The sequence below is a fragment of the Cupriavidus sp. GW822-FHT06G04 genome, from assembly GCF_058799075.1.
Map to the genome: position 1 here is coordinate 374204 of NZ_JBXALD010000007.1, position 6951 is coordinate 381154.

5 protein-coding genes and 1 pseudogene are annotated in these 6951 nt (G+C 61.1%); 5 read left to right on the top strand and 1 reads right to left on the bottom strand.

Annotation, left to right across the window (positions count from 1 at the left end; all coding sequences use genetic code 11):
- Nucleotides 1–4: 4 nt before the first annotated feature.
- Nucleotides 5–1825 carry a translational GTPase TypA gene (gene typA / locus AC1RKI_RS18260; protein ID WP_061958085.1) on the top strand — a complete coding sequence of 607 codons (1821 nt, stop codon included), beginning with the start codon at nucleotides 5–7 and terminating at the stop codon, nucleotides 1823–1825.
- Nucleotides 1826–1912: 87 nt separating this feature from the next.
- Here the strand turns inward: typA and AC1RKI_RS18265 are convergent, their stop codons facing one another.
- Complete coding sequence (locus AC1RKI_RS18265; RefSeq protein ID WP_492795119.1) at nucleotides 1913–2827, bottom strand: sterol desaturase family protein; 915 nt, start codon at nucleotides 2825–2827, stop codon at nucleotides 1913–1915.
- A 217-nt stretch (nucleotides 2828–3044) separates the two neighbouring features.
- Here AC1RKI_RS18265 and AC1RKI_RS18270 point away from each other — a divergent pair.
- From AC1RKI_RS18270 to AC1RKI_RS18285, 4 genes and pseudogenes are all read left to right on the top strand, one after another.
- Nucleotides 3045–3587, top strand: a pseudogene (locus AC1RKI_RS18270) (Tar ligand binding domain-containing protein); the annotation flags it as partial.
- A gap of 390 nt (nucleotides 3588–3977) precedes the next feature.
- On the top strand, nucleotides 3978–4610 hold the full coding sequence (locus AC1RKI_RS18275; protein ID WP_409364604.1) for a methyl-accepting chemotaxis protein: 633 nt from the start codon (nucleotides 3978–3980) through the stop codon (nucleotides 4608–4610).
- Between the two features lie 82 nt (nucleotides 4611–4692).
- The gene (locus AC1RKI_RS18280; protein WP_492795121.1) at nucleotides 4693–5775 is read left to right on the top strand and encodes an enoyl-CoA hydratase/isomerase family protein; all 1083 of its coding nucleotides are present in this window, start codon (nucleotides 4693–4695) and stop codon (nucleotides 5773–5775) included.
- 130 nt (nucleotides 5776–5905) lie between these two features.
- Nucleotides 5906–6466: an NADPH-dependent FMN reductase gene (locus AC1RKI_RS18285; protein ID WP_061958088.1), complete on the top strand. Its 561-nt coding sequence runs from the start codon at nucleotides 5906–5908 to the stop codon at nucleotides 6464–6466.
- Nucleotides 6467–6951 lie beyond the last annotated feature (485 nt).

Consider the following 6951-nt stretch of genomic DNA (forward strand, 5'->3'; position numbering starts at 1 on the left):
CCGAATGACCCGCGCCATCCGTAATATCGCCATCATCGCTCACGTCGATCATGGCAAGACCACCTTGGTCGACCAGCTCCTGCGCCAGGCAGGCACCTTCCGCGACAACCAGCAGATCGCCGAACGGGTGATGGACTCGAACGACCTGGAAAAGGAACGCGGGATCACGATCCTCGCGAAGAACTGTGCCGTCGAATACAACGGCACGCACATCAACATCGTCGATACGCCGGGCCACGCCGACTTCGGCGGCGAAGTGGAGCGCGTGCTGTCGATGGTCGACGGCGTGCTGCTGCTGGTGGACGCCGTGGAAGGCCCGATGCCGCAGACGCGTTTCGTGACGCGCAAGGCGCTCGCTCTTGGCCTCAAGCCGATCGTCGTGATCAACAAGATCGACCGCCCGGGCGCACGTCCGGACTGGGTGATCAACCAGACTTTCGACTTGTTCGACAAGCTCGGCGCGAATGACGACCAGCTCGACTTCTCCGTGATCTACGCCTCGGGCCTGAATGGCTACGCTGGCCTGACCGAAGACGTGCGCGACGGCGACATGAAGCCGCTGTTCGAAACCGTGCTGGACAAGGTGCCGGTGCGTAACGACGATCCGAACGGTCCGCTGCAGATGCAGATCATCTCGCTGGACTATTCGAGCTACGTCGGCAAGATTGGCGTTGGCCGCATTTCGCGCGGACGCGCCCGGCCGCTGCAGGACGTGGTGGTCAAGTTCGGTCCGGAAGGCAATCCGATCAAGGGCCGTATCAACCAGGTGCTGAAGTTCAGCGGCCTGGAGCGCGAGATCGTTTCCGAAGCGGAAGCTGGCGACATCGTGCTGATCAACGGCATCGAGGAACTAGGCATCGGCTGCACCGTATGCGCCCCGGAAGCCCAGGACGCGCTGCCGATGCTGAAGGTGGACGAGCCGACGCTGACGATGAATTTCTGCGTCAACACGTCGCCGCTGGCCGGCCGCGAAGGGAAGTTCGTCACCAGCCGCCAGCTGCGCGAGCGCCTGGACCGTGAGCTGAAGTCGAACGTGGCGCTGCGCGTGGCCGACACCGGCGACGACACGATTTTCGAAGTTTCGGGCCGTGGTGAACTGCACCTGACGATTCTTCTGGAAAATATGCGCCGCGAGGGCTACGAACTGGCCGTATCGCGTCCGCGCGTGGTGTTCAAGGAAATCGACGGCGTCAAGCACGAGCCGTACGAACTGCTGACCGTGGACGTCGAAGACGGCCACCAGGGTTCGGTGATGGAAGAGCTGGGCCGCCGCAAGGGTGAACTGCTCGACATGGCTTCGGACGGCAAGGGCCGTACGCGTCTGGAATATCGTATTCCGGCGCGGGGCCTGATTGGCTTCCAAGGCGAATTCCTGACGCTGACGCGCGGTACCGGCCTGATCAGCCATATCTTCGACGACTACGCACCGGTGCGCGAGGGCGGCCTGGGCGAACGTCACAATGGCGTGCTGATCTCGCAGGATGATGGCGACGCCGTGGCCTATGCACTGTGGAAGCTGCAGGATCGCGGCCGCATGTTCGTGAAGCCGGGCGATGCGCTCTACGAAGGCATGATCATCGGCATTCACAGCCGCGATAATGATCTGGTCGTCAACCCGATCAAGGGCAAGCAGCTGACCAACGTGCGCGCATCGGGTACCGATGAAGCCGTGCGCCTGGTGCCGCCGATCCAGATGTCGCTGGAATACGCTGTTGAATTTATCGCCGACGATGAACTGGTTGAAATCACGCCGAAGAGCATTCGTCTGCGCAAGCGTTATCTGAAGGAACACGAGCGCAAGCGCGCGTCGCGCGAAGCGGTGTAAAGCTGTAATAACTCGCCGCATGAAAAACCGCGTCCTGGTGACGCGGTTTTTTATTGCCTGCCGTATTTGAGTTTTCTGCGGAGCCGCTTAGTGATCGCCGGTATGGGATGGATTGGCTCGCATGGCAGTCAGATCGGCTGCGACGGACCGCGATGCCGGGCTCCGCCATTCCGGCGCTTTCCACAAATACCGCAAATCCCGATCGCGCCGTACATCGGCAAACATGTCGCGCCATTCGTGAAATGTCAGCGTCAGCGGATTGTGCGTGCGAATCTGGCGCGTGATGCCGTATTGCGACGGCTCGGTTTCCGGGACAAAACTGCCGAACAAGCGATCCCAGATCGTCAGCACACCTGCATAGTTGCGATCGATATATTGCGCATTTTTCGCGTGATGCACACGATGGACACTCGGCGTATTCACCAGCATTTCCACGCGCGGCCAACGGCGTCCCAGCCGTGTGTGGACGAAGAACTGAAAGGCCAGATTCAGGCCGACCGCCAGGATGACCCAGTTTGGTGTAAAGCCGATCCAAGCGAGCGGGATCCAGAAAATCCACATGCCGGATATCGGATAGGTCAGGCTCTGCCGGAACGCCGTCGAGAAATTCATGCCCTCCGATGAATGGTGAGTCACATGCGACGCCCACATCCAGCGGACGCGATGACTGGCCCGGTGAAACCAGTAATAAAGAAAATCCTGCAGTAGCAGCAGTAGACCGAACGACCACCATGTCTCCGGCACCAGCCGCAGCCCATGGTTGAAACACCACGTATAAACCGTGCGGACCATCAGCCAAAGAAAGAACGCATCCGACGCCTGATGCATCATGGCCAGCGACGCATTCGAAAGCGTGTCGCGCCAGCTGTACACCGAGCGGTCCCGCCGCGACCAATACCACGCCTCCCAGGCAATCGTCAGCAGGAATACCGGTGCGAAGGCCATCAGGATCAGGCCGGGGTCGAAACCGTCAGTGTCAGGAGCAGGGCTGGGGAGCGTCATGGCGCCAGTGTGCATATTTTCGGTTAAAGCGTATGGAAGTTTTCCTCCATACGGCCGCGGGCGCCACACGAGTGGCGCATGCAGCGCGCCAGCGAGGTATCACGAAAATGCAGCACAGACTATCACCGCGGTGGGATCAAGTACGCCCCTCGGCTTGCCGTCATTGGGGCGACGGCTAACGGAGGAGTGGCCGCCATTACCACGGAGAGATCGCCCCATGTTTCGCAACACCACGATTGGCGCCCGTTTGTGGCTCCTTACGATTGTCACCAACTTGTTGCTGCTGATTGTCGGCATGGTTGGATGGTTCGGCATGTCGCGCAGCAACGATGCCACGCGCCAGATTTATCAGCAGCAATTGTCGGCGGCGACTTACCTGGCCGAAGCGCGATCGAACCAATTGCTCGTCCGCGTGCTGCTGGACCAGGCCGCCTTTGCTACGGATCCCGCTGACGCAAAGGCGCGTGCTGCGACGGCCCAGGGTTTTGCGCGCCAGTCCGACGCGGCATGGCAGGCGTACCTGGCGATTCCGAGCACCGCGGAGCAGACGCGCGCGACCGACGATGTGTCTGAAAAGCGCAAGGCATTGTTCAGCCAGGGCGTGGCGCCAATGATCGCAGCGCTGCACGCTGGGGATCGCGACGCGATGATGAAGGCCGTGATGGAGACGATTCCGAAACTGGACATCGCATTTACCGCGGTCAACACCGAGCTCGCCCGCTTGCAGGTGGCGAGCGCAAAGAGCGTTTACGAAAGCTCGCAACATCGCTATGACGCACTGTTGACGCTGTCGATTATCGTGCTTTGCGTGGGCATTGCGTTCAGCACCGTGGTGGCCTGGCGCCTGCGTGCGTCGATCGTAAAGCCGCTCGATATCGCAATCGCCCGCTTCGCGCGCATGGCCGATGGCGATCTCGGCTCCTCGGGTCGCGATGCGTCGGTGGATGCCGACGAGCATGCGAAGAACGAGACGAGTCGTATGCTCGGGATGCTCGATCGCATGCAGGCGCGCCTGGCGGCCATGGTGGGCGAAGTGCGCGGCGGCGCCGACTCGATCGCCGCGGCCAGCCAGCAGATTGCCAGCGGCAATGCCAACCTGTCGCAACGCACCGAGCAACAGGCCGCCTCGCTAGAAGAGACCGCGTCGAGCATGGAGCAGTTGACGAGCACGGTGCGACACAATGCCGACAGTGCGCGCGAGGCCAGTACGCTGGCCATCGACGCCCGCACGCTGGCCGAACGCGGCAACGACGCAGTGTCGCGCGTGCAATCCACGATGCTGCAGATCGATACAGGCGCGAACAAGATCGTCGACATCATCGACGTGATCGAGAAGATCGCGTTCCAGACCAATATCCTGGCACTGAACGCTGCCGTGGAAGCCGCGCGTGCGGGTGAACATGGGCGCGGCTTTGCCGTGGTGGCTGGCGATGTGCGCGATCTGTCGCAACGGTGCGCCGGCGCATCGCGCGAGATTCGCACCCTGATCAGCGCATCCGTGAGCAGCGCGCGCGAAGGGACGTCGCTGGTCCATGACGCTGGGCAGGCGATGCAGGATATTGTCGAGGCGGTGCGGCGCGTAACCGATATCATCGGCGGCATCAGTGCGGCCTCCGATGAGCAATCGCGTGGCATTGAACAGGTCAATGTCGCGGTCTCGCATATGGACGGCATGACGCAGCAGAACGCCGCGCTTGTCGAGCAGGCAGCGGCGGCGGCGGGTTCGCTCGAGGACCAGGCTCAGCGGATGAAGTCTCTTATGTCCGCATTCCGTCTTGCATGAGCCGATTCTGAAAAGATCGCCGTCGTCGAATTCCGGCCTCATGGGTGGCGTAAAATCGGTGCCCACAAGAACGGAGACCGAAATGACGGAGTTTGTATCGACGCAACTGCGCGGCGGCGTGGCGTATCTGACACTCACGCGCCCGCAGGCCCTCAACGCTCTGTCGCTCGACATGATTCGAGCGATGACCGAAGCGCTGCAGGGTTGGGAGAATGACCCCGGCGTACACGCCGTGGTGGTGGCAGGCGCAGGGGGCAAGGCCTTTTGCGCCGGCGGCGACATCCGCTGGTTCCATCAGGCCTATCTCGCCAATGACCCTCTGCTCGATCAGTTCTTTGTCGAGGAATACGCGCTCAACTTCCTGATCCATCGTTATCGCAAACCTTACGTAGCGTTGATGGACGGCGTGGTGATGGGCGGCGGCATGGGCATCTCGCAAGGGGCCAAGGTGCGCATCGTGACCGACCGAACAAAGATGGCGATGCCGGAGACCAACATCGGCCTGTTTCCCGATGTCGGCGGAGGCTGGTTCCTCGCGCGCACACCGGGGCGCATCGGCGAATACCTGGGGCTTTCGGGCGTTGTTATCGGCGCGGCCGACGCGATTTTTGCGCAACTGGCGGATGCTTACTTGCCGTCCAATGTTCTGGCCGAGCTCGTTGCGTCGATGCAGGCGCGGTCCTTTGAAAGCAGCGACGCTGTACTTGCGCACATTGCCGATGCCACGCATGCGCATCGCGCCGATATCGTACCCGCGGAAAGCAATCTCGCCCGACAGGCGGACCGCATCGACACGCTGTTTGCGCGACCGACGATGCACGACATCCTGGCCGCTGTCAGCGATACCGAAGGTGACTGGGCCGCACAGACGGCCGCCACGCTGCGCAGTCGCTCGCCGTTGATGTTGTGCGTCACGCTGGAGCAGATTCGTCGCGCCCGCGCCATGACGCTGGAAGACGAGCTGCGCATGGAACTCGACATGATGTATGACGTATTCCGCCACGGCGACGGCGTTGAAGGCATCCGCGCGCTAGTTATCGACAAGGACCATCAGCCCAAGTGGAATCCCGCCCGGCTCGATGACGTGACGCCAGCACGAGTGCGCGCATTTTTCGATAGCAAATGGCGGCGCGAAGAACATCCGCTGACCAAGTTGGGCGGCTGACGCTCGCATCGGCGCGGCCAAAGCAAGTCGAGTAGAGTGACGGTTGGTCTAGCCCTGGGTTTTCCGGATGCCGGGATACGGGGCTGGTCGTTCTTCACTTCGAAATCGTGTGAACAGGAAAGGAGCCGTAATGAGCAATCCTCGTGATGTCGCCGTACTGGTGGGAAGTTTGCGCAAGGAATCCCTGAACCTGAAACTGGCCAAGGCTCTTGCAGCCATGGCGCCGCCACAACTCAAGCTCGATATCGTCGAGATTCGCCAGCTTTCCCACTATTGCCAGGATGAGGACGATCATCCGCCCGCGGAATGGACGGCATTCCGCGACCGGATCCGGCGCGCGGACGCCGTGTTGTTCGTGACGCCGGAATACAACCGCTCTGTGCCAGGCGTGCTGAAGAATGCCATCGACATCGGCTCCCGGCCTTATGGCCAGAGCGCCTGGGATGGCAAGCCCGGCGGTGTCATCAGCGCGTCCCCTGGCAATATTGGCGGGTTCGGCGCCAACCACCATTTGCGGCAGTCGCTGGTCTTCCTGAATATCCCTGTGCTGCAGCAGCCTGAGGCATACATCAGCGGCGTCGACAAACTGTTCGACGAGCAGGGCGGCATCGCCAATGAATCCACTAGAGGCTTTCTCGGCAAATACCTCTCGACATTCGCGTCGTGGGTTGAGAAGAACGCCGCACGCTAGCCAGCAGATCCGCGTCGGCCCCGTCCTACAATGCAAAGCGGACGGGCCTGACATCGGCGACGTCGCCTCCTTTCTATAGTGAACTCACGCTCACCACTACAGACAAGGAGGCCCATCATGCCGTATATCATCGCTTGGATTCTTGGCGTACCCGCCTTTGTTCTCATCCTGATCTGGCTGTTCATGCATTAAGTTGCGAGCGGCAAGTCAGCAAAGCGACGCCTTCGTGGCGTCGCTTTGCATTTCTGCCAACGACAAATGCATGTGGCGTATCCGCTGCACTGCGGTGAATATTCACCTCGCGTATACTTCGGGCTCTTCGCGTGCGATCCCGTCGCGCCCTTGCTACCCAAACGCCATATCTGCATCAGCATGACTGTAAATCCGCGCCGCATCTCGGTTGCTCCGATGATGGATTGGACGAACTAAAAACGGTACAGGCAAGCCCAGAAAGGCAAAGCGGGGAGACGTTGCTCCCCGCGTAG